The sequence below is a fragment of the Polynucleobacter sp. es-EL-1 genome (assembly GCF_018687975.1).
Classification (GTDB): domain Bacteria; phylum Pseudomonadota; class Gammaproteobacteria; order Burkholderiales; family Burkholderiaceae; genus Polynucleobacter.
Map to the genome: position 1 here is coordinate 1,544,895 of NZ_CP061310.1, position 22,567 is coordinate 1,567,461.

The 22,567-nt window shown below is 47.5% G+C and carries 19 protein-coding genes; 10 read left to right on the top strand and 9 right to left on the bottom strand.

All coding sequences use genetic code 11. From position 1 onward, the window contains the following. Positions 1-4 precede the first annotated feature (4 nt). Positions 5-2,395 (bottom strand): UvrD-helicase domain-containing protein, encoded by a 2,391-nt coding sequence (locus tag FD974_RS07955; protein WP_215364118.1) that lies wholly within the window; start codon positions 2,393-2,395, stop codon positions 5-7. A gap of 66 nt (positions 2,396-2,461) precedes the next feature. Between FD974_RS07955 and FD974_RS07960 the strand changes: the two genes are divergently transcribed. Together FD974_RS07960 and galU are read left to right on the top strand one after the other, a co-directional pair. Beyond that, positions 2,462-5,320 (top strand): valine--tRNA ligase, encoded by a 2,859-nt coding sequence (locus FD974_RS07960; protein ID WP_215366799.1) that lies wholly within the window; start codon positions 2,462-2,464, stop codon positions 5,318-5,320. Positions 5,321-5,347: 27 nt separating this feature from the next. After that, entirely contained in the window at positions 5,348-6,232 is an 885-nt protein-coding gene (gene galU, locus FD974_RS07965) for a UTP--glucose-1-phosphate uridylyltransferase GalU (protein ID WP_215364120.1), read from the top strand. A 3-nt stretch (positions 6,233-6,235) separates the two neighbouring features. Here galU and FD974_RS07970 read toward each other — a convergent pair whose 3' ends face one another. Both FD974_RS07970 and alaS read right to left on the bottom strand, forming a co-directional pair. Beyond that, positions 6,236-6,463, bottom strand: coding sequence for a sulfurtransferase TusA family protein (locus tag FD974_RS07970; RefSeq protein ID WP_215366802.1), 228 nt, complete (start codon positions 6,461-6,463; stop codon positions 6,236-6,238). An 8-nt stretch (positions 6,464-6,471) separates the two neighbouring features. Continuing rightward, a complete protein-coding gene (gene alaS, locus FD974_RS07975) occupies positions 6,472-9,096 on the bottom strand; it encodes an alanine--tRNA ligase (protein WP_215364122.1) in 2,625 nt (874 codons plus the stop codon). A 124-nt stretch (positions 9,097-9,220) separates the two neighbouring features. Here alaS and FD974_RS07980 point away from each other — a divergent pair, with 124 nt between their 5' ends. The 3 genes from FD974_RS07980 to FD974_RS07990 all read left to right on the top strand — a co-directional run bounded on the left by FD974_RS07980 (position 9,221) and on the right by FD974_RS07990 (position 13,054). Beyond that, positions 9,221-9,679, top strand: coding sequence for a tripartite tricarboxylate transporter TctB family protein (locus tag FD974_RS07980; protein WP_215364124.1), 459 nt, complete (start codon positions 9,221-9,223; stop codon positions 9,677-9,679). A gap of 18 nt (positions 9,680-9,697) precedes the next feature. Continuing rightward, positions 9,698-11,200 (top strand): tripartite tricarboxylate transporter permease, encoded by a 1,503-nt coding sequence (locus tag FD974_RS07985; protein ID WP_215364125.1) that lies wholly within the window; start codon positions 9,698-9,700, stop codon positions 11,198-11,200. An 81-nt stretch (positions 11,201-11,281) separates the two neighbouring features. Beyond that, positions 11,282-13,054 carry a glutamine--tRNA ligase/YqeY domain fusion protein gene (locus tag FD974_RS07990; protein ID WP_215364126.1) on the top strand — a complete coding sequence of 591 codons (1,773 nt, stop codon included), beginning with the start codon at positions 11,282-11,284 and terminating at the stop codon, positions 13,052-13,054. Here the strand turns inward: FD974_RS07990 and FD974_RS07995 are convergent. Next, on the bottom strand, positions 13,035-13,922 hold the full coding sequence (locus tag FD974_RS07995; RefSeq protein ID WP_215364127.1) for an SDR family oxidoreductase: 888 nt from the start codon (positions 13,920-13,922) through the stop codon (positions 13,035-13,037). The genes FD974_RS07990 and FD974_RS07995 overlap by 20 nt on opposite strands. 36 nt (positions 13,923-13,958) lie before the next feature. Between FD974_RS07995 and FD974_RS08000 the strand changes: the two genes are divergently transcribed. Both FD974_RS08000 and FD974_RS08005 read left to right on the top strand, forming a co-directional pair. Then, the gene (locus FD974_RS08000) at positions 13,959-14,999 is read left to right on the top strand and encodes a CDP-6-deoxy-delta-3,4-glucoseen reductase (protein WP_215364128.1); all 1,041 of its coding nucleotides are present in this window, start codon (positions 13,959-13,961) and stop codon (positions 14,997-14,999) included. 51 nt (positions 15,000-15,050) lie between these two features. After that, entirely contained in the window at positions 15,051-16,244 is a 1,194-nt protein-coding gene (locus FD974_RS08005; protein WP_215364129.1) for an acetylornithine transaminase, read from the top strand. Between the two features lie 84 nt (positions 16,245-16,328). Here the strand turns inward: FD974_RS08005 and ispH are convergent, their stop codons facing one another. Together ispH and FD974_RS08015 are read right to left on the bottom strand one after the other, a co-directional pair. Beyond that, positions 16,329-17,279: a 4-hydroxy-3-methylbut-2-enyl diphosphate reductase gene (ispH, locus tag FD974_RS08010; RefSeq protein ID WP_215364131.1), complete on the bottom strand. Its 951-nt coding sequence runs from the start codon at positions 17,277-17,279 to the stop codon at positions 16,329-16,331. Positions 17,280-17,285: 6 nt separating this feature from the next. Continuing rightward, positions 17,286-17,732, bottom strand: a complete 447-nt coding sequence (locus tag FD974_RS08015; protein WP_215364132.1) for a peptidylprolyl isomerase — start codon at positions 17,730-17,732, stop codon at positions 17,286-17,288. Positions 17,733-17,762: 30 nt separating this feature from the next. Between FD974_RS08015 and radC the strand changes: the two genes are divergently transcribed. From radC to rpmG, 3 genes are all read left to right on the top strand, one after another. After that, positions 17,763-18,452 (top strand): DNA repair protein RadC, encoded by a 690-nt coding sequence (gene radC, locus FD974_RS08020; protein ID WP_215364133.1) that lies wholly within the window; start codon positions 17,763-17,765, stop codon positions 18,450-18,452. Between the two features lie 150 nt (positions 18,453-18,602). Then, complete coding sequence (gene rpmB, locus FD974_RS08025; protein ID WP_076023792.1) at positions 18,603-18,836, top strand: 50S ribosomal protein L28; 234 nt, start codon at positions 18,603-18,605, stop codon at positions 18,834-18,836. Positions 18,837-18,847: 11 nt separating this feature from the next. Beyond that, the gene (gene rpmG / locus FD974_RS08030) at positions 18,848-19,015 is read left to right on the top strand and encodes a 50S ribosomal protein L33 (RefSeq protein WP_015421876.1); all 168 of its coding nucleotides are present in this window, start codon (positions 18,848-18,850) and stop codon (positions 19,013-19,015) included. 99 nt (positions 19,016-19,114) lie between these two features. On the opposite strand, the gene FD974_RS08035 is transcribed toward rpmG, so the two are convergent. From FD974_RS08035 to purN, 3 genes are read right to left on the bottom strand one after another with little or no spacing between them, the layout of a single operon-like run. After that, complete coding sequence (locus FD974_RS08035; RefSeq protein ID WP_215364134.1) at positions 19,115-20,308, bottom strand: acyl-CoA desaturase; 1,194 nt, start codon at positions 20,306-20,308, stop codon at positions 19,115-19,117. 28 nt (positions 20,309-20,336) lie between these two features. Beyond that, positions 20,337-21,926 (bottom strand): RsmB/NOP family class I SAM-dependent RNA methyltransferase, encoded by a 1,590-nt coding sequence (locus tag FD974_RS08040; protein WP_215364135.1) that lies wholly within the window; start codon positions 21,924-21,926, stop codon positions 20,337-20,339. Next, positions 21,923-22,552, bottom strand: a complete 630-nt coding sequence (gene purN, locus FD974_RS08045) for a phosphoribosylglycinamide formyltransferase (RefSeq protein ID WP_215364137.1) — start codon at positions 22,550-22,552, stop codon at positions 21,923-21,925. The genes FD974_RS08040 and purN overlap by 4 nt, the downstream gene beginning before the upstream one ends. Between the last annotated feature and the right edge of the window lie 15 nt (positions 22,553-22,567).

Sequence of the window (22,567 nt, forward strand, 5' to 3'; positions counted from 1 at the left end):
CGCATCAATCAATCGCAGCTAACTTTGCAATACTGAGCTGCAACCACTTCACGCCATGACGCTTGAAGTTCACTTGTGCGCGTGCATCTGCATCTTGCCCCTCTAAGCCGGTGACACGTCCTTCACCAAATTTGGTATGAAATACGTTTTGGCCGATCTTAAATGGGTAGTTTCCTCTTGGGGGTGAGGCCATTCGAGTAACAGCCGTAGAGGCAGAACCAACACGTCCAATTTGTCTAGCGGGTCTTTGACGATCACTGCCAGAATCAAAGAAATCATTCGTTTCTGAATCGCGCTGCCGGGTATAACCGTCTTGCCAAGTTGATCCGGCTCGTCCAGCGTTGCCATAACTGCCAGCGCCACCCCAACGCGCATCTTTTGCCTTTGGAGTTAACCACTTCAAGGAGTCGGATGGTAATTCTTCCAAGAAGCGAGATGGCATGTTGTAACGGACCTGGCCGTGGAGCATTCTCGACTGAGTATGCGAAAGATATAAACGCTCTTTGGCACGGGTAATTGCCACGTACATCAAGCGACGCTCTTCCTCTAAACCATTTTGCTCATTGATACTATTTTCATGAGGAAATAAACCTTCCTCTAACCCTGTAATAAATACGGAAGTAAATTCCAAACCCTTGGCTGAATGCACGGTCATTAACTGCACGGCATCCTGCCCAGCCTGCGCTTGGTTATCGCCAGCCTCTAATGAAGCATGCGACAAGAACGCAGCCAAAGGAGAAACTTCGACAACGCCGGGTGCATTTTCACCTGGCAACATCGCTGCAGCAGCGTCTTGACCATAACCCTCTTCTGCAATAAAGGCTGTCGCTGCGTTGATTAATTCCTGCAAGTTCTCAACACGATCTTGACCTTCACGTTCAGAGAGGTAGTGTTGAATTAAGCCGCTATGCTGAATTACAAACTCTACAGTTTCAGGTAAGGTGTTGTGACGTGTCGCTTCACGCATGTGATCAACTAAACGCACAAATCCACCGAGAGCAGCACCCGCTTTTCCATCAAGCGTAGAGGCAGCTAGATACAAAGAGCTGTTCTGCGCCCGAGCAGCATCTTGCACCGCTTCAATTGAGCGCGCACCAATACCACGCGTTGGAAAGTTGACTACCCGCGAGAATGAGGTGTCATCGTTTGGATTTTCCAAAAGACGGAGATAAGCCAATGCATGCTTAATCTCTGCGCGCTCAAAAAAGCGTAGGCCACCATACACTCGGTACGGAATGCCAGCAGAAAATAAGGCATGCTCAATGATGCGGGACTGGGCATTACTGCGATAAAGCAATGCAATTTCAGTACGTTTAATACCGCTACTGATTAGCGCTTTAATTTCATCAACTAGCCAAGCTGCCTCAGCATGATCGCTCGGTGCATCATAAATCCGCACTGGCTCACCATGACCAGCATCCGTGCGCAGGTTTTTTCCCAATCGATCTGAGTTGTTAGCAATTAAAAAATTGGCCGTATCCAAAATATGGCCATGTGAGCGATAGTTCTGCTCTAACTTCACCATCATCGGATGGTATTGCTTTTCATAGAGGCGCATATTCTCTACATCAGCACCTCGGAAAGCATAAATACTTTGGTCATCATCACCTACAGCAAAGACTGCACTACTGCCCATGCCACTGACATTCACCCGACTCGCATCATGACCAGAAAGCAACTTGAGCCAGGCGTATTGCAAGGCGTTGGTATCTTGAAACTCATCAATCAAAATGTGGCGAAAACGTTCTTGATAATGTGTCCGAATGGCTTCGTTGTGTTTGAGTAATTCATAGCTACGCAATAAGAGTTCAGCAAAGTCAACCACGCCTTCACGCTGGCATTGCTCATCGTAGGCCTCATATAACTGAGCCATCTTGGCCTGAAAGTCATCCCCAACCGATAACTCGCGCGCTCGTTGGCCACGCTCTTTGGCATGGGCAATGAAGTATTGCAGCTGTTTAGGGGGATACTTCTCATCATCAACCTTTAAACCCTTTAACAGGCGCTTAATGGCAGATAACTGATCTTGGGTATCCAAAATCTGAAAAGTTGAGGGTAGACCTGCTTCCTTATGATGTGCACGCAATAGGCGGTTGCACAGACCGTGAAAGGTGCCAATCCACATACCCCGGGTATTAATGGGTAGCATGGCACTCAGGCGCAGCATCATCTCCTTGGCCGCTTTATTGGTAAAGGTGACCGCTAAGACCCCAATCGGGGAAACCTGGCCCGTCTGAATCAGCCAAGCAATCCGGGTGGTGAGGACGCGGGTCTTACCGCTACCAGCCCCCGCCAAGATTAGGGCTGACTGGGCCTGGCCATTTTCGTTTACGGGCGGGAGGGTCACTGCCTCGCGTTGTTCTGGATTAAGGTTGGCGAGCAGGTCTGAGTACATCGCCCCAATTATAATTTGCCTCTTATGCCAAATGCCTCGAATACCCCTAATTCATCAAACCCTCCAATGGCCAGCTCAGCCGATGATCTCGCCAAATCCTATGAACCTGCGCCGATAGAAGCCTATTGGGGTCCGGAATGGGAACGCCGAGGAATTGCCGACGCCACTCTAGATGAGGGCAAGGGAGACTTCTCAATTCAGTTACCCCCACCGAATGTGACAGGTACCTTGCATATGGGGCATGCCTTTAACCAAACAATCATGGATGGCTTGGTACGTCATGCGCGCATGCTGGGTAAAAATACATTATGGGTACCCGGCACAGATCATGCCGGTATTGCTACGCAAATCGTTGTTGAGCGTCAACTCGATGCCCAAAAAGTATCACGCCATGACTTGGGGCGCGAGAAGTTCCTCGAAAAGGTCTGGGAGTGGAAAGAAACTTCTGGCAATACCATTACTCGGCAGATTCGTCGCTTAGGCGCTTCGATCGATTGGGGTAAAGAATATTTCACCATGGACAGCAAGATGTCCAAGGCAGTAGTAGAAGTATTTGTTCGTTTGCATGAGCAAGGACTCATTTACCGCGGAAAACGTTTAGTGAACTGGGATCCAGTTCTGGGAACTGCAGTCTCCGATCTAGAAGTAGTGAGTGAAGAAGAAGATGGCTCCATGTGGCACATCCGCTATCCACTAGCAGATGGCTCTGGACACCTGACCGTTGCTACTACTCGCCCAGAGACTCTGTTGGGTGACGTCGCCGTCATGGTCAATCCAGAAGACGAGCGTTACAAGCATCTCATTGGTAAAACAGTGAACTTACCACTGTGCAATCGACAGATTCCGATCATTGCTGATGATTATGTGGATCTCGCCTTTGGTACCGGCGTTGTCAAAGTGACACCAGCACATGACTTTAATGACTATGCCGTGGGTCAACGTCATCAACTACCGCTCATTAATATTCTCACGCTAGACGCCAAGATTAATGAAAATGCCCCGGCTGCGTATCAAGGTTTAGAACGCTTTGCAGCGCGCAAGCAAGTGGTAGCTGATTTAGATGCTGCAGGCTTACTCGAAAAAGTGCAGCCTCATAAACTGATGGTGCCCCGCGGCGATCGTACACAAACCATTATTGAGCCGATGCTCACCGATCAGTGGTTTGTGGCTATGTCCAAACCGAGCCCAGACAATAAATATCAGCCAGGCTCATCTATTGCCGGCGCGGCATTAGATGCGGTTACTAAGGGTGACATTAAATTGGTTCCAGAAAACTGGATTACCACTTACACCCAGTGGCTAGAAAACATTCAAGATTGGTGCATCTCTCGCCAACTTTGGTGGGGCCATCAAATCCCCGCCTGGTATGGCGATGATGGTCAGATCTTTGTAGCGCGCTCTGAAGAGGAAGCCAAGACTAAAGCTGCTGCTGCCGGTTACCAAGGTCAACTCAATCGCGATCCAGATGTACTCGATACTTGGTTTAGCTCCGCACTCGTGCCTTTTAGCTCACTCGGTTGGCCAGAAGAAACGCCTGCACTCAAACATTTCTTGCCATCCTCTGTTTTAGTCACTGGCTTTGACATTATCTTTTTCTGGGTTGCCCGCATGGTGATGATGACTTGTCACTTCACTGGTAAGGTCCCTTTTAATACTGTCTATGTGCATGGCCTCGTGCGTGATGCTGAAGGTCAGAAAATGAGCAAGTCCAAAGGTAATACTTTGGATCCAATCGACCTCATTGATGGTATCCAAATTGAAGAGTTGGTGAATAAGCGCACTACGGGGTTAATGAATCCCAAGCAAGCTGAAAGCATTTCCAAGAAAACCAAAAAAGAGTTTCCTGAAGGTATCCCCGCGTTTGGTACAGATGCCCTGCGCTTTACCTTTGCTTCACTTGCATCCCTGGGTCGCAACATTAACTTTGATCAGAAACGCTGCGAGGGTTATCGCAATTTTTGCAACAAGCTGTGGAATGCCACACGCTTTGTACTCATGAATTGTCCAGGGAATGATCAGGACAATGGCTTTGCTCCTTGTGATAATCAGTGCGGTCCCGACGGCTACCTTGATTTTTCTCCTGCTGATAGGTGGATTGTTTCTCTGTTACAAAGAACAGAGGCTGATGTTGCCAAGGGATTTGAGAACTATCGTTTTGACAATATCGCCAGCAGCATTTATCAGTTTGTATGGGATGAATATTGCGATTGGTACTTAGAGTTAGCCAAAGTGCAATTGCAGACAGGCACACCTGCCCAGCAGCGTGCTACTCGGAGAACGCTCTTGCGAGTGCTAGAAACCATTTTGCGCATGGCTCACCCACTCATTCCATTTATTACTGAAACCCTTTGGCAGACTGTTGGTCCTAAGGTTGGTAAAGAGTTAGCAAAACAAGATAAGCAAACGATTGCCTTACAACCCTACCCTATCGCTCAACTCGATAAGATTGATGAGAAGAGTGAAGCTTGGGTTACCCAAATCAAAGCAATCGTAGATGCTTGCCGTAACTTGCGTGGCGAGATGCAGGTATCACCCGCACTCAAAGTGCCTTTATGGATTAGTGGACCGCAAGACTTCTTAAAGAAAGCCAGCCCATACCTCACTGCCCTAGCAAAACTATCTGAAGTCAAAATTTATGACGATGAGTCTGCCTTAGAAAAAGATGCTCCTGGCGCCCCAATGGCGCTTGTTGGCAATATGAAGTTATTGCTCAAGATAGAAGTTGACGTTGCTGCCGAGAGAATTCGTCTAGGTAAAGAAATTGAACGCCTAAGCATTGAAATTACTAAAGCACGCAGCAAACTAGGTAATGAAAGCTTCGTAGTACGGGCTCCAGAAGAGGTTGTAGCTCAAGAAAAACAACGCCTTGCAGGATTTGAGCAAAATCATGAGAAGCTTGTTGCACAATTAGAGCGTTTGAAATAAGCAGCTAATCACTAATCAGGATTTTTTATGCCATTAAGCACTAAAGCCGTCACTAAAGCTGTTTTTCCTGTTGCGGGCTTGGGCACTCGTTTCTTGCCAGCAACCAAGGCGAGTCCGAAAGAAATGCTGAACGTTGTTGATAAGCCACTCATTCAATATGCAGTTGAGGAGGCTATCGCCGCTGGCATTACTGAAATGATTTTTGTCACCGGTCGCAGCAAGCGCGCCATTGAAGATCACTTTGATAAAGCGTATGAGTTAGAGGCTGAACTCGAGGCGAAAAATAAACAAGCTTTACTGGAAATCGTGCGTAGCGTAAAACCGAGCCATGTTGACTGCGTATATGTGCGTCAACCAGAAGCCTTGGGATTAGGTCATGCAGTGCTCTGTGCAGAGAAATTGGTTCGTGATGAACCCTTTGCCATCATCTTAGCTGATGACTTGCTGGATGGTCAGCCCCCGGTTCTCAAGCAAATGCTCAAAGTATTTGACGAGCAAAATGGTTCAGTACTAGCAGTAGAAAAAATTGACCCTGCAAAAAGTAGCTCTTACGGCATAGTGGATGGTACGGAAGTTGCTAAAGGCATCTATCGCCTCAATGGCATCGTAGAAAAGCCTCAGCCAAAAGATGCACCATCCAATATGGCGGTGGTTGGTAGATATGTATTGTCCTCAGACATCTTTAAACACATTCGCAATCTCAAGCCTGGTGCCGGCGGAGAAATTCAACTCACCGATGCCATCGCCTCCCTCCTCAAAGAGGAGCCTGTTTTTGCCTACGAGTACGATGGCGTACGTTATGACTGCGGTAGCAAGCTTGGCTATCTCAAAGCATCCGTAGAGTTTGCCTTACGTCACCCAGAAGTAAAGACGGAGTTTGCCGCCTATCTTCAGAGTCGCTCTTTAACTTAAGCTTTATCTTCTCTTTAGGAAGAAAACCAAGACATCACCTTCAGTAGCGGTCGAGATAAGCTCATTGCCTGTCTGTTTTGCAAACACCGGAAAATCATGTGCAGCGCCAGAATCGGTTGCCTTGACCTTCAGCACTTCACCTGATTGCATAGTAGCTAATGCTTTCTTGGTGCGCAAAATCGGCAAGGGGCAATTCATACCAATAGCATCAACCTCGAGATCAAATGGGATGGCATCACTCATTTAGAAGCCACCCAATCTTTAACGCCAGCTAAGGCTGCACCTAACTTACTTGGGTCGGTACCACCAGCCATCGCCATCTCTGGCTTGCCACCCCCTTTACCGCCAACCTGCTCTGCAACAAAGTTGACGAGATCACCAGCCTTGACCTTAGCAATAGAGTCTGCAGTAACGCCCGCAATCAAGCTAACTTTATCGCCTTGCACTGAAGCCAGCACAATCGCAGCGGTTTTGAGCTTAGCTTTGAGCGCATCCATGGTTTCACGTAAGACCTGGGCATCTGCTCCATCTAAACGCGCTGCCAAAACTTTCATACCATTGACATCAATTGCTTGGGTTGCCAGCTCGTCACCTTGACTTGCCGCCAACTTGGAATTGACCTTATCTAACTCACGCTCAGCTTGGCGCAAACTTTCTTGCAATTGAGCAACACGGTTAACTAAATCACCTGGATGGGTTTTGAGAATCGTAGCTGCCTCATTGATTTTGTCTTCTAAGCCTTGCAAGAAATTGAGGGCATTTTTGCCGGTCACTGCTTCCACCCGACGAATACCCGCTGCAACACCGCCCTCAGAAACAATCTTCAAGCTGCCGATATCGCCAGTGCGCGCTACGTGCGTACCACCGCATAACTCCTTAGATGTCCCAATTTCGAGAACACGGACTTCATCACCATACTTCTCACCAAAGAGCATCATGGCGCCAGTCTTTTGCGCATCATCTAAAGACATGACTTTTCCGGAAGTAGCGGTATTGGCCAAGATCTCGGCATTGACAATATCTTCAATGCGACGAATTTGCTCTGCTGTCATTGGTGCATTGTGGGTAAAGTCAAAACGGGTTTTGCTGGCATCTACTAAGGAGCCTTTTTGCTGCACGTGGTCACCTAGGACTTCACGCAATGCTTTATGCAAGATGTGTGTTGCACTATGGTTGCGCATAGTTTCAGTTCTTTGCTGCACGTCCACCAAGGCATTGAGTGCATCACCCACTTTGAGCTCGCCCTCAAGGACCTCACCCTGATGTCCAAATACATCGGCCTGAATCTTAAAAGTATCTTCAACAGCAAAGCGCACTGATTCATTACGTAACTCGCCTTGATCGCCCACTTGGCCGCCAGACTCAGCATAAAACGGCGTGTTATCCAAAACAATTACCGCAGCATCACCAGCCTTAACGGCCTGAACTGCAGAGCCATCAACATAGAGCGCAGTGACTTTAGCACCCTCATGCTTGAGGGTGTCATAGCCATGAAACTGGGTTGGCTTACCGGAGTACTCAAGTCCTTGCGCAACCTTAAACTTACCAGCAGCCCTGGCTTGATCGCGCTGCTTTTGCATTGCCAATTCAAAGCCTGCTGCATCCACTGTGACATTGCGTTCACGGCAGACATCAGCTGTCAGATCCAACGGGAAACCAAAGGTGTCGTGCAAACGGAAAGCGGTTTCACCATCGACCGTCTTCGACCCGCCAACAAGCGCTCCCTCCAAAATTTCCATACCATTAGCAATAGTCTGAAAGAAACGCTCTTCTTCTTGCTTGATGACTTCAGCCACCTTGTCTTGAGCAGCACGTAATTCAGGATAGGCCTCACCCATTTCCCGAACAAGGGCAGGCACAAGCTGATAGAAGAAGGGTTTGCGTGCACCCAATTTGTAGCCATGACGTATCGCACGTCGGGCAATACGGCGCAGTACATAACCGCGCCCAGCATTACCGGGGATTACGCCATCAACCACAATAAAACTACAGGCGCGAATATGGTCAGCAATCACCTTTAAAGATGGGCTAGCCAAATCGCAATTATCACCACCAGCAGCGTCCACTGCTTCTTTGGCGGCTTTCAGTAAATTAACAAAAAGATCAATCTCGTAATTGGAGTGAACGTGCTGTAAGACTGCAGCGATACGCTCTAAGCCCATACCCGTATCAACACTAGGCTTAGGCAGAGGATGCATGTTGCCCGCTTCATCACGGTTAAATTGCATGAACACGTTATTCCAAATCTCGATGTAACGATCGCCATCCTCTTCTGGACTACCGGGAGGGCCGCCAGGAATATGTGGGCCATGATCGTAAAAAATCTCAGTGCACGGTCCGCAAGGGCCGGTATCGCCCATCATCCAAAAATTGTCAGAGGCATACCGTGCGCCCTTGTTATCGCCAATGCGAATAATGCGATCGATGGGCACACCAATTTGTTTATTCCAAATCTCGTAAGCCTCATCATCTTCGGCGTAGACCGTGACGAGTAACTTTTCTTTTGGGAGCTTAAAGACTTCGGTAAGCAATTCCCAGGCAAAGCGAATGGCGTCTTGCTTGAAATAGCCCCCAAATGAGAAATTTCCCAGCATCTCAAAAAAGGTGTGGTGACGAGCTGTATAGCCAACATTGTCCAAATCATTGTGCTTACCACCAGCCCGAATACATTTTTGCGCTGTAGTTGCGCGGTGATAAGGACGCTTATCAAAACCCAGAAAGACATCTTTGAACTGGTTCATCCCTGCGTTCGTAAATAGCAGTGTCGGGTCATCTCCCGGCACTACAGGGCTGGAAGGAACAATTTGGTGGCCTTTTTGGGCGAAATAGTCCAGGTATGCCTGGCGAATTTGGGAAACTTTCATGGGAATAATTATCGCATTGGCACCAGCCGGGGGCAAACCCTTAGCAAACCTTCCCTTTCGTGCCTTACAATCGCCTACATCAATAAATAGATCGGCATATAAGTCGATATTTGAGGAGCTCAACTTGAAAATTCGTAATCAACGAGATTTTGGCGCCGGCATCATGTATATGGTGATCGGCTTATTTTTTGCAGGTATTGCTACGACCTATTCAATGGGCACTGCTGCCAAGATGGGACCTGGATATTTTCCATTCGCCCTAGGCATTCTGATGTTTTTGTTGGGTTTATTGGTTCTTGTGAATTCTCTCAGAGCTAGTGCCGGCATTGATCAAATCCCCAAATTCAACTGGAAAGTCATTGGCATTATTACTGGGTCTATTTGCCTTTTTGGTATTTTGCTGCCCACTATGGGCGTCTTAGTAGCTATTTTTGTTCTCGTACTGACGGCTTCAACTGCGAGTAAAGAATTTAGCTGGAAAGCTGCGATCCTCAATGCCATTGCATTGATGTTCTTTACCTATATGGTTTTCATTGTGGGCTTGAAGCTCACTTTTCCAGTTTTACCGTTCTTTTTCGAATAATCACCGGGATCTAGAAAAATGGAATTATTTAACAATCTCGCTCTCGGATTTGACACAGCGTTTACGCTTCAAAACCTCATGTATTGCTTCATCGGCTGCCTATTGGGTACGCTGATTGGAGTACTCCCCGGCCTAGGACCAGTCGCTACCATTGCGATGCTGTTACCAGCCACCTACGCCCTGCCTCCAATTGCCGCTCTTATTATGTTGGCTGGTATTTACTACGGCTCACAATATGGTGGCTCAACCACCGCCATTTTGCTCAATATTCCGGGAGAGACGTCCTCGGTGGTGACTGCAATTGATGGCTATCAAATGGCCAAAAATGGACGCGGAGGTGTAGCACTCTTTACTGCCGGTATGGGCTCATTCTTTGCTGGTTGCGTAGCCACGCTAGTTCTAGCTGGTTTTGCCGCACCACTTACTGAGTTGGCTTTCAAATTCGGCCCCGCTGAATACTTCTCCCTAATGGTTTTAGGGTTAATTGGTGCCGTGGTTTTGGCTTCAGGCTCCCTGATTAAAGCGATTGGCATGATCATCTTAGGTCTGCTCATGGGCTTAATTGGTACTGACGTGAACTCTGGTGTTGCCCGCTACTCCTTTGATATTCCACAACTTAGTGACGGAATTGGCTTTGTGAGTGTGGCTATGGGTGTTTTTGGGTTTGCCGAAATCATGGGCAATCTTGAGAAAAAAGATGATGAAGAGAGCTTCCTCAACAAAGTCACGTCCATGATTCCCACCAAAAATGATTTAAAGCGCATGGTGCCTTCCATCTTGCGCGGGACAACAATTGGTTCTATTTTGGGAATCTTGCCTGGCGGTGGAGCAGCTTTAGCAGCCTTTGGAGCCTACTCAGTCGAGAAAAAATCCTCTAAATACACTGCTGAGTTTGGTAAAGGCGCAATTGAAGGTGTTGCTGGACCAGAGGCAGCAAACAATGCGGCAGCCCAAACTTCTTTTATTCCATTGCTCACCTTAGGTATTCCGCCAAATGCCGTGATGGCCTTAATGGTGGGTGCGATGACCATTCACAACATCCAGCCTGGCCCACAAGTGATGACTAGCAATCCAACCTTGTTTTGGGGTTTGATTGCATCCATGTGGATTGGTAACGTGATGCTGATCCTCTTGAATTTACCTTTGATTGGTATTTGGGTAAAACTCTTGAAGATTCCATACCGATTAATGTATCCAGCTATTTTGGTGTTCTGTTGCATCGGTGTCTATACCGTAAACAATTCTGTATTTGACGTCTATGTCACAGCCGGATTTGGCTTGATTGGTTATCTCTTTTTCAAACTCGGCTGTGAACCAGCTCCGCTACTCTTGGGCTTTGTCCTAGGTCCGATGATGGAAGAGAATTTCCGCAGAGCCTTACTGCTCTCACGCGGAGACTTTTCAACCTTCTTTACGCGCCCACTATCACTGGGTCTTCTGATTGCGGCTGCCTTACTGGTTGTGATCGTAGCCTTACCAGCGGTAAAGAAAACCCGAGAAGAAGCCTTCGTAGAAGAGTAATCAGATACAAGCTTGAAACAGGCCCGCAAGTGATTGCGGGCTTTTTTCATTTCAGGGTGAAGTTTTCTCTACAATGACCCCATGTCTCAAGATAGCAAACCCTCTAAAACTGCTGGCGGCACAGTTGCCGAACCCTCTAATTTTTTACGCCAGATCATTGATCATGACCTGGCTAGTGGTGCATATCAAAATCGCAGCAATAGAGATGGGCAAGCCATTCCTTCGATCATTACCCGTTTTCCACCAGAGCCGAATGGCTATCTACATATCGGTCATGCTAAAAGTATCTGCCTTAACTTTGGCCTAGCAAATGACTACAACACTCAAGCAGGTGGTGCGCGCTGCAATATGCGCCTAGATGACACTAATCCCGCTAAAGAGGATGTGGAATACGCTGATAGCATTTTGGATTCGGTGAAGTGGCTTGGATTTGATTGGGGCACACATCTCTATCACGCCAGTGATTACTTTGATCAACTGTATGCATTTGCTGAACTCCTGATTGAGAATGGTAAGGCGTATGTTGATAGTCAAAGTGCGGATGACATCCATACAAACCGTGGCAACTTCGGTCAGGCAGGGAAAAACAGTCCTTATCGTGACCGCACTCCCACTGAAAATCTGCGCTTATTTCGGGAGATGCGCGACGGCAAATATCAAGATGGAGAGCATGTTCTGCGTCTCAAGATCGATATGGCGCATCCCAATATTGTGATGCGCGACCCCGTGGTCTATCGTATTCGCCATACCGATCATCACCGCACGGGTAGCAAATGGTGTATCTACCCTTTATATGATTTCACCCACTGCATATCCGATGCACTGGAAAACGTTTCACATTCAATTTGTACGCTCGAATTTGAAAACAACCGCCCCTTGTATGACTGGATCGTCGACTCATTAGCCCAGTTGGGGGTTTTTAAGAGTCCCGTTCCCCATCAATATGAGTTCGCTCGTCTCAATTTGACCTACACCATCACCAGTAAGCGCAAGCTTTTGCAATTAGTAGAAGAAAAGCATGTGGATGGCTGGGATGATCCACGCATGCCAACCATTGTGGGCATCCGTCGAAGGGGCTACACGCCTGAAAGCATTCGTTTGTTCTGCGAACGTATTGGCGTCTCCAAGGCGGATAGCTGGATTGATATGAGCACCCTAGATCAATCCTTACGCGATGATCTGGAAGCTAAAGCACCTCGAGCTACCGCCGTTCTCAAGCCACTCAAGCTAGTGATTGAAAATGTTGACTCATCTGCCAGCGAACCTTGCTCAGCACCTCGCCATCCTCAGCATCCTGAATGGGGTAATCGTGAGTTTCATTTCACAAAAGAATTGTGGATCGAAGAAGATGACTTTATGAAAGAGCCGATCAAAGGCTTCTTCAGACTTTACCCACCGATTGGTGATCAGCCTGGTGGCCGCGTGCGCTTGCGTCATGGTTTTGTTATTGAGTGCACTGGCTTTGAGAAGGACGCTGATGGCAATGTCACCCAAGTGAATGCTACCCACTTCCCTGACAGCAAAAGTGGGACTCCTGGATCAAATAATTACAAAGTCAAAGGCAATATTCATTGGGTAAGCGCTGCAGAAGCAGTGCCAGCGCAAGTTCGCCTATATGACCACCTCTTTAGCGATCCACATCCCGATAGTGGCGATAAGAATTTTTTAGATGCTATTAATCCAAACTCTAAACAAACCATTACCGCCTATTTAGAGCCCTGCATGAAAGAGGCCAAAGCAGAAGAGCGTTTTCAGTTTGAGCGTCATGGATATTTTGTGGCAGATCAAGTGGACTCAAAACCAGGCGCTCCCGTATTTAACCGTACGGTTGGACTTAAGGATTCTTGGAAATAGTTTTTAAAAACGCCGCTACGCTAGGGTAACGTAATGGTGTTTTTAGTTCTTTGAGTCGCCCGTTACTAACGCGTCGAGACTCTCTCATAAAAGACCAAAGCATTGGAGATACTATTTTCTCCAGCTCTGCCGCAGGCAATCGTGGTGGACGCTCTAAGCCAAATGCATCGGCCACTTCATCAAAATAGTCCCCCATCTTTGCCTCACCGCCATCACTGGCATTGATCACCCTCTGAGGCTTGCCATGGTAAACAGCAGCGCAAATCAGTCTAGCTAAATCATCGCTGTGGATATGGTTGGAGTAAGCGTCCTCGGCAGCCAACAATGCTGGTGTGCGAGACTGAATGCGTTCAATTGGCAAGCGATCAAGAGCATAGATGCCAGGCGCCCTGAGGATAGTCAAAGCCACACCATGGGCCAGCGACCATAGACGCAGCACTTGCTCTGCATCTACTCGTCGCTTAGCGCGTTCGCTTTGGGGTTTGACTGGGGTGCTCTCTATCACCCTTTCTCCCTTATGGTCGCCGTAAACGCCGGTGGTGCTGATATAAATGAAGCGTCTGACAACACCCGATCCTTGGGATAAAATTCGCAGGAGATTGCGAGTTCGGCAATCACGATGCCCTACATTTTGGGGTGGCGCTAAGTGGATAACGGTTTGTGCAAGGCCACTTAAACGCCACAAGCTATCGGGCTTATCCAAATCCCCCAAAATTGGAGTCGCGCCAACCGATCTCAATTCCTGAAAACGGGTTTTTTGGGAAGTTAAGGCAAATACCTGGTAATTTTTGGCGAGCTGCTTAGCAACGCGCAGACCAATATCGCCACAGCCAATGATCAGGATTCGAGATTTACCAAAAGATTGCATAAGGCATATCGTAACGATTAATTGAAAGGAATGAGAGTGTCTTACCAAGTCACGCTCAAAACGAGCGGCAAACAATTTACAGTTGGTCAAGATGAGACCCTACTAGATGCCGCCCTCCAGCAAGGCATTACCCTCCCCTATGGCTGCAAGAATGGTGCCTGCGGGTCCTGCAAAGGCAAGGTCCTCGAAGGAACTGTTGAGCATGGCCAACATAGTGATGCTGCTCTCAGCAAATCGGATGAAACAGCGGGAGCGATTTTATTTTGCTGCGCTTACCCACAATCTGACCTCTTAATTGAAGCGCGTGAAGTGCAAGGTGCAGGTGATATTGCCATTCGGAAAGTGCCTTGCCGCGTTAACAGTATTTCAAAACCCAGTGTTGATGTCGCTATTCTCAAATTGCAATTACCTGCCACAGAACGTTTTCAGTTTTTAGCTGGTCAATATTTAGAGTTCTTGCTCAAAGATGGGCAGCGTCGCGCTTACTCTATTGCCAATGCGCCCGATCATGAAGGTCCTCTAGAGTTACATATCCGACATTTACCAGGCGGCCTTTTCACCGATTTTGTCTTTGGTGCAAAAGATCCCGCCCTCAAAGAAAAAGATATTCTGCGCTTTGAAGGACCGCTTGGTAGCTTCTTTTTACGAGAAGACTCAAAGAAGCCGATTATCTTTGTTGCCGCAGGAACGGGGTTTGCACCGATCAAATCGATTGTGGAACAAATGCAACACAAAAAAATAGATCGGCCGATTCACCTGTATTGGGGTGGCCGCAGACCAGGCGACCTATACATGCATGAGCTATGCCAAGCCTGGGCAAAAAATATTCCTGATTTCACCTACACCCCGGTGATTTCAGATGCTCTGCCAGAGGATCAATGGCAGGGACGTACCGGTTTTGTCCATCAAGCAGTTATGGCTGACTACCCCAATATGGCAGATCGCCAGGTATACGCTTGTGGAGCCCCAGTGATGGTCAATGCAGCCCGCCAAGACTTTTCATCACAATGTCATCTTCCTGAAGAAGAATTCTTTGCCGACTCCTTTACCAGCGCTGCCGACCTTGCCCCAAAATAAGCGACTAAGCGCGATAATAGAAACTATATTTGACCTCACCAAGCAAACCTCATGAATAAGTCAGCCCAAGCCGTCGATCACCACTCAGTGATGTTTATTACCCAACGACCAGAATTAGTAATGGTTGAGGGTAAGGGATCGTGGTTAACGGATAACAATGGCAAGCGCTACTTAGATTTTTTGCAAGGTTGGGCTGTGAACTGCCTAGGTCACAGTAATCAGGGCATGATTGATGCTCTGAACGTACAAGCCAAAAAGCTCATCAACCCAAGCCCAGCTTTTTATAACGAACCGATGATTCGTTTATCCAATTTACTGACCGATAACAGTTGCTTTAATAAAGTATTCTTTGCCAATAGCGGGGCTGAAGCCAATGAAGGTGCTATCAAGTTAGCGCGTAAATGGGGTCAACTAAATAAATCTGGCGCCTTTGAGATCATCACCTTTGATCACAGCTTTCATGGTCGAACCTTAGCGACCATGAGCGCCTCGGGCAAACCTGGTTGGGATACGATGTTTGCCCCACAAGTTCCTGGATTTCCGAAAGCCGATTTAAATGATCTGGAATCCGTCAAGAAACTCATTACCGATAAAACGGTTGCAGTAATGCTCGAGCCCGTTCAAGGTGAAGGCGGCGTGATTCCAACAACGAAAGAGTTTATGCAGGGCCTGCGCAAACTCACTAAGGAGAACAATGTTCTGCTGATCGTGGATGAAGTTCAAGCGGGTTGCGGTCGTACAGGTAAGCTCTTTGCCTATCAAAACTACGATATTGAGCCTGACATCATGACCCTGGGCAAAGGCATCGGTGGTGGCGTGCCATTAGCAGCGCTACTGGCTACCGATGCAGTTGCCTGCTTTGTTCCTGGTGATCAAGGCGGTACTTACAATGGCAACCCCCTCATGACTGCCGTAGGTATCAGCGTGGTTGAACAACTGCTTGCGCCAGGTTTTCTAGAGTCTGTGCGCATTAAAGGTGAGCTACTTAGTCAAGAGCTCAAGTCAATCTCCACAGAATTTAATCTTGATGGTGAACGTGGTGAAGGCTTATTACGCGCCCTGATGCTCAGTAGCGATATCGGCACAAAACTCGTTGAACTTGCGCGTGATCGCAATCCCGAAGGTTTACTCATTAACTCTCCGAGACCCAATCTTCTCCGATTCATGCCAGCGCTAAATGTCAGCGAGGATGAAATTCGTCAGATGTGCAATATCTTGCGAGAATTACTGAAACAGATCCATTAAGCACTACAACTAGTCACTTATTAGAAGAATTTAGGGGCCCATAAGGCCCCTAAATATTTATGCAGCAAGATTTTTACTCAAGCGCTACTCGACTAAATTCTTGGGCAAGGAAAAAGTAACATCCTCAACAACACCTTCTAAGTTGCGAATACTACGTGGACCAAATTCTTGAATTTTCGCCACAATGGATTGGGCCAAACTCTCTGGAGCCGATGCACCTGCGGTAAGTCCTACGCGCCTCTTGCCAGCAAACCATTCAGCCTTGAGCTGATCAGGCGCATCGACCATGTAAGCAGGAACTCCTAACTTTTCAGCCAATTCACGCAAGCGATTGGAGTTGGAACTTGCCGTACTGCCCACGACAATCACTACCTCAACTTGAGGCGCCATAAATTTAACGGCATCTTGACGATTTTGGGTGGCGTAACAAATATCTTGCTTGCGTGGTTGAACAATCTTGGGAAACTTTTTAGTCAGCGCCTCAACAATTTCTTTAGTCTCATCTACAGAAAGCGTGGTTTGCGTAACAAAAGCAATTTTTTCATCCTCTGTAAATGGTAAAGCTGCAACATCAGCGACTTTCTCAATCAGATGAACGCCTTCTTTTACTTGACCCATGGTGCCCTCAACCTCGGGATGCCCCGCATGACCAATCATCAATACCGTGTAACCCTCTTTACACATCTTGATGACTTCCAGATGCACTTTGGTAACCAGTGGACAAGTTGCGTCATATACCTGCAGACCACGCTCTTGCGCATCTTGACGAACCTCCTGGGATACACCATGAGCGCTAAATACGACGATGCCGCCCTTAGGCACTTCATGAAGCTCATCTACAAACACGGCACCCTTTTCACGCAACTCATTAACTACATAAGCGTTATGCACAATTTCATGACGCACATAAATAGGGGCGCCAAAACGGATCAAGGCTTCATTCACAATATTGATTGCTCTATCCACCCCAGCGCAAAAACCACGGGGCTGAGCCATCAAAATTTCTGCGGAGTCTTGCGCGGTAAATTGATTCATGATGAGTTACAAAATCGCCACGATTTCAGCCTCAAAGGTCACAGGCCGGCCAGCAAGCGGGTGATTGAAATCAAACCAAGCGCCTTCTTCATTAATCGATTGCAAGACACCCGCATATTGCGCGCCACCGGGGGCATTAAATTCAATCACATCACCAGGATTAAATTCGATATCGTCATCGCGACCTTCTTTAAGTGCACCCAAAGATACCCACTGAATCAACTCCTCTTTGCGCTCGCCAAAACTTTCCTCTGGCGCGAGCAATGCGCTTTTCTTCTCACCCACCCCTAATCCCATCAACACCTTTTCAAAACAAGGCGCAAATTGTCCAGAACCCATCAAGACCGTCGCAGGGCGGTCGATAAAAGTATTGATGTAATCCTCCCCGCTAGGCAAAGTCAGTCGATAGTTGAGAGTCAAGAAAGAATTGGGCAAAACCGTAAGCTTAGTCATAAGGTAATTGTATCTAGGCCTGACGCTAGCATGCACTCCCCGATTACCGAATGGCCAAAAATAGAGCAGCCCCGTGAAAAAATGCGCACCCTGGGCGCTAGCGCCCTTACTGATGCAGAGTTACTCGCCATCTTTCTGCGCGTAGGCGTTAAAGGCAAGTCAGCCGTCTCATTAGCGCAAGACCTTTTGCATCACTTTGGCAATTTGCCACGCCTCCTATCCTGCACCCCCGAAGAATTAACCCGCATTCACGGCATGGGCATTTCCAAATGGTCTCAAATTCAAGCGGCTTATGAACTGGTGAAACGTAGCCTTGAAGAAACCCTTTCCGAGGAATCTGTTTTCACCTCCCCGGGCTATGCCAGAGAGTACTTACAAGCCAAAATTGGTCGCCTACCGCATGAGGTGTTTCTTTGCCTCTACCTTGACTCGGGAATGAGGCTCATCGAGTGCCAAGAACTCTTTAGGGGGTCTCTGAGCCACACGGCGGTATACCCCCGAGAAATCCTTAAGGAAGCCCTGGCTCGCAATGCCAGCGCCCTTATCGTGGCCCACAACCACCCTAGCGGCAACCATATTCCCAGCGAAGCTGATCAAGAGTTAACCAAGATGCTCGTCAAAACCCTCCATTTGGTGGATATACCCCTCCTAGACCATTGCATCGTGAGTGGCACAGGATTTTTCTCATTTTTAGAAGCTGGTCTTATGAGGAATGACTAAAAACGATAGTAATTACTAACTTATTGGGTGATTTCTAGCTTTTATACCCCCAAACCCCACAAATCATTCAAACTAAAGCAAATTAGGGGTAGATCAAACTAGGCTGAGACTGATACAATCTTCTTTTTTCGCAATTAATGGAGTTATGTCATGGCAAAAGTTTGCCAAGTCACTGGGAAGAAGCCGATGGTTGGCAACAATGTATCCCATGCAAACAATAAAACGAAGCGTCGCTTTTTGCCGAATTTGCAAAATCGTCGTTTCTGGGTTGAATCTGAAAACCGTTGGGTTAGCTTGCGCTTAACCAACGCTGGTTTGCGCGTTATCGACAAGAACGGCATTGATGCTGTGTTGTCTGATCTGCGTGCACGTGGCGAAATTTAAGGAGCGCACAAATGGCTAAAGGCGGCAGAGAAAAAATCAAATTAGAGTCATCAGCTGGTACTGGTCACTTCTATACCACTTCAAAAAACAAGCGTACCAAGCCTGAGAAAATGGAGATCATGAAATTTGATCCAACCATTCGCAAGCATGTTGCTTACAAAGAAACAAAGCTCAAGTAATTTATCGATTCGATATTTATTTGCTGCAAATAAAAAACCCGCTGATCTAGCGGGTTTTTTATTGTCTTGATTTTCACCAAGATCACAGTCAGGCATCGCTTAAGCGTAGCGACGCAATCTCAAAGAGAAGTCACGCAAACTCGATAGCCCACTATCTTCTGCACGCTGACACCATGAACGTAATTGATTAACAAGTTGATCACCCGACGCATTAGAACGCCCCCAAATCGCTTGTAGGTCACGGCGCATTTCAATCATCTTGCGCAGTTGGGCATTAGTAGCCATTAACTCTTCCAACTTTGCTTTTTCTTCAGTAGTTAAATGTGACTCGTCTTTACCAAGCCATGTACGTGCATCTTTAAGATGTGCAGCTAAGACTTGCATGTGCTGCACTTCGTTGCTGAAGAAACTACGCAAAGTCTTGCTGTAGCGCGCCATGATTTCATAACGGTTCGCAATGATTGCCTCTAAAGTGCCCTGGTCTGCAGGACGTAAATCGCTTAATTGCGGCTTAGGAGAAGTCTTCTTCACCTTTGCCAAACCCACTGCGCTCATCATTTGAATATAGAGCCAGCCGATATCAAACTCATACCATTTGCTAGAAAGCTTTGCGCTGGTGGCAAAGGTGTGGTGATTGTTGTGGAGCTCTTCACCACCAATCAAAATTCCCCAAGGAACAATATTGGTTGATGCATCTTCGCAATCGTAATTACGGTAACCCCAGAAGTGCCCAATACCATTAATCACTCCCGCAGCTGTGATCGGAATCCACAGCATTTGCACTGCCCATACTGTTAAACCAATTGCGCCAAATAACAGCACATCGATAATCAACATGATCGCAACGCCTTGCCAAGAAAATCTGGAATAGACATGGTGCTCGAGCCAATCATCAGGTGTGCCGTGACCAAACTTATCAAGTGTCTCTTGATTGGCGGCTTCTTTTTTATACAGCTCTGCACCGCGAGATAACACCGTACTGATGCCCAAGATTTGAGGGCTATGCGGATCATCAATAGTTTCACATTTAGCGTGGTGCTTGCGATGAATTGCTGCCCATTCTTTAGTGACCATACCCGTTGTTAGCCAAAGCCAAAAACGGAAGAAATGCGACATGATGGGATGCAACTCCAATGCGCGATGCGCTTGGCAACGATGCAGGAAAATAGTGACCCCAGCAATAGTAACGTGGGTCATGACTAAAGTGAAAACAACGATTTGCCACCAAGACCAATCCAAATAGCCATTTGCTAGCCAACTGAGGAATGAATCAAAACCTGAAACTGTATTCAAAAGAATGTTCCTAAAGAGGTGTAAACCCTTATTTTAGTTCTTTAGCTACTTTCTTGGTTTTGACCTTGATCTCTTTTTCACCGTCTTTTTCAACTTTTGGCGCTACCGCGGTCGTTTTTCTCTGGAAAACAGCCCCAAAGAAGCCATCTGTTCCATGAATATGGGGCCATAGCTGCCACCAAGGGTTGTCAGGACTGCATCCCAATGGGATTTTATCCTTTGGAAACAATGGCTTAAGAACCTCAGCCGCTGGAATCACTTCAAAATCCGGGTGTTTTGCTAAAAAATCTTCGGCAATCATCTGGTTTTCTTGAGGCAAAAGACTGCAAGTGGCGTAAACCAAGCGGCCACCCGGCTTTAAGAGACGACTGGCTGAAGACAAAATATTCATTTGCTTTTGATTGAGTTCAAGCACGCCCTCTGGTGTTTGGCGCCACTTCAAATCAGGATTGCGACGTAATGTGCCCATACCGCTACAAGGGGCATCCACCAATACTCGATCAATCTTGCCAGCTAGGCGCTTAATCTTGGTGTCATTCTCAGTATCAATCCATACCGGATGGACATTGGAAAGGCCGCTACGGGCTTGTCTTGGCTTTAAATTAGCCAAGCGACGCTCAGATGTATCTAAAGCGTATAAGCGTCCTGTAGAGCGCATCAGCGCCCCAATAGCTAGGGTCTTGCCGCCAGCACCGGCGCAAAAGTCCACCACCATCTCACCACGCTTAGGGGCAAGTAAATACGCAAGTAATTGACTGCCTTCATCCTGAACTTCAAACATTCCCGCTTTAAATCCCGCGGTGTTTTGCAAAGCAGGCTTACCCATAATGCGCACACCATCAGGTGCATAAGGAGTGGGAATGGCTTGATAGCGACCGCCAAGGGCATTCATCTGCTCAAGCAATTGCTCGCGTGTAGTCTTCATGGTGTTGGCACGCAAATCTAACAAGGCTGGATGCATCAGTGATTTAGCCAACGCTTCGCGAGACTCTTCGCCGGGATATTTTCCAAAAGCATCCCATAGCCACTCTGGCAAATTGTTACGAACTAATGGGTTTAACGCATTAGGATCAACAGTCGCAAAGCGTTGCAACCACTCATATTCACCGGTCTTCAGTACATGCGCTAAATCTGCGATAGCACTCTCTGCACGATTAGCAGAACCCAATCCACCTTCAGACAGAGCGGACAGCAAACCCAATAGGGCTAAGCGTCTAGCCTGTGATCCCTCACCACTTGAAGCAAATTGTGAGAACTCATTTTTACGACGCAAGATGGCAAAAGCACTTTCGGCAATCAAGGCACGGTCGCGATTTCCAAGTTGCGGTTCAGAACGAAAATAGCGGCTGACCACTCGATCGGCGGGTTGCTCAAAACTGAGCAATTCTGGCAGTAAGCGCTCCAAATGAATCGCATGTTGCGGCAATGCTTTGGCATTAGAAAAATTCTTCTGGCCTTCTGGAGCAATGATGTTACCGCTCGCATTGCGACGTTCAGGACGACGCAAGGGATCCTTCGATTTAGCTGCATAACTTTTTTGCGGACCTAGGCGTGATCCGGATCTAGATCCAGTTTTACTACCAGCACCTGCGGTGCGAGATGAACGTTCTTTACTCATAATTTTATTAATTGCGACTCCGGGGGTTGAATCTGAACTTGATTACCTGCTATTCGCAATCGTCCATCGAGGAACCATTTTACGGCCCGTGGGTAAATCTGATGCTCAGCAGCCAAAACACGGGCGGCTAAGCGGTCCGCATCATCGCCCGGCAAGACTGGCACAGAGGCCTGGCAAATGATTGGCCCCTCATCCACCCCCTCAGTAACAAAGTGCACTGTAGCCCCATGCTCTGTAACGCCAGCCTCTAAAGCGCGCTCATGAGTGTGAAGCCCCGGAAAGGCAGGCAGTAAAGCAGGGTGAATATTGATCAGGCGCCCTTCGAAATGGCGAATAAATCCTGGGGTCAGAATTCTCATAAAACCCGCTAAAACCACCAAATCAGCCCCCAATTCATCGATTTTCTGGATGAGGGCAGCGTCAAAGGACTCACGGGTTGGATACTCTCGATGCTCAATGGCAAAGACAGGAATGCCCTGGGAGCGAGCAAAATCAAGGCCCTTAGCTGCAGAGTGATTAGCAATCACCCCTGCAAAAGTGACGGGCCACTGCTCTTTTTGAGCTGTTTTGACGATAGCCTCGAAATTAGATCCGCGGCCTGAGATTAAGGTAACGATAGATGGCATGCCCACAATATAATT